Annotated in this window: 1 protein-coding gene; it reads left to right on the plus strand. The window is 77.1% G+C overall.

Features of this window, described 5'->3' with window-relative positions; all coding sequences use genetic code 11:
- Nucleotides 1-40: 40 nt before the first annotated feature.
- Nucleotides 41-1,254: YcaO-like family protein (locus GTW08_RS18670; protein WP_346009934.1), on the plus strand; the 1,214-nt coding region annotated here is incomplete at its 3' end.

Here is a 1,254-nt window from a genome sequence, read left to right on the forward strand (position 1 = left end):
AGGTCACCCTGTGACGGCACCGACCGTTCCCGTACTGCCGGTGGAGGTGCTGGTCGACCCGCTGGGCGGGATCGTCCGCCGGCTGGTCGACGTCGCCCCCGTGCCGGGGCTGCCCGCCGCCTACAGCGCCGTCACCGCCGAGGTGTCCGACGCGCGCCGGCTCGGCGCCTGGCCCGCGGACCGGGTCAGCCTCGGCACCACCTTCGGCGACCGCGACGGCGCCCGCACCGCCGCACTCGGCGAGGCGGTCGAGCGCTACTGCGGCAACCGCGTCCCGCGCGACCTGCCGCTCACCACGGCCGCGGAGCTGCGCGCCGCGGGACACCGGTGCTGGGGGCCCGAGGAGCTGCCGCTGCTCGCGCACTGGCAGGACGGCCGTCCCTACCAGCGCTTCACCGAGGACCTGCCGATCCGCTGGATCGCCGGCGTCGAGGCCGACGAGGAGCCGACCTGGCTGCCCGCCTCCTGGGCGCTGCTCAACCACCACAGCGGGGCCCGTCGCGCCGAACCCCGCTTCCACCACCTCAACTACGCCGGCATCGCCACCGGCGACGGCGCCGTCGACGCCCACCGGCGCGGCCTGCTCGAGCTCGTCGAACGCGACGCGCTGGAACGCTGGTGGCACCTCGGGCTGCCCTCCCACGGCATCGACCGGGCCTCGGTCCCCGGGCTCGACGCCGCGCTGGCCGGGGCCGCGTTCGACGTCCACCTCGTCGAGCTGCCCACCGAGTACCCGGCGGCCGTGGTCGGTGCCGTCGTCGTCGACCCGGAGACCGGGATCGTCGCCGGGGGCGGCGCCGCCCGTTTCGACGCCGCCGAGGCCGCCACCAAGGCGGTGCTGGAGGCCGTCCACACCTGGGTCTTCACCCGCGGACTGCTCGACCCCGACGGCTGGGTGTACGCCTCGATCGACGCCGGTGTCCTCGCCCGCGGCCTCTACCTCGACCACCGCGCCGACCGCCGCTACCGCGACGACGCCGGCGGGCGCTACGCCGCCGTGCGCGACCTCGGCGCCCAGGTGCAGGTGTGGCTCGACCCGCGCGTGCAGGAGGAGCATCTGCCCCGGTTCACCGCGCCCGCGACCCGCGGCCCGCTGCGCACCGGGCCGGCCGGGGACCTCGCGTCGCTGACCGCCGCGCTGCTCGCCGACGGGCACCGCATCGCCCGCGTGGACCTCACCACTCCCGACGTCGCCGAGACCCCCTGGCGGGTGGTCCGCACCTGCGCCACCGGTCTCGTCCCCAACGCGCCCGC

The sequence above is a fragment of the Pseudonocardia sp. SID8383 genome, assembly GCF_009864975.1.
In the GTDB taxonomy this organism is placed as follows: Bacteria; Actinomycetota; Actinomycetes; order Mycobacteriales; family Pseudonocardiaceae; genus Pseudonocardia; species Pseudonocardia alni.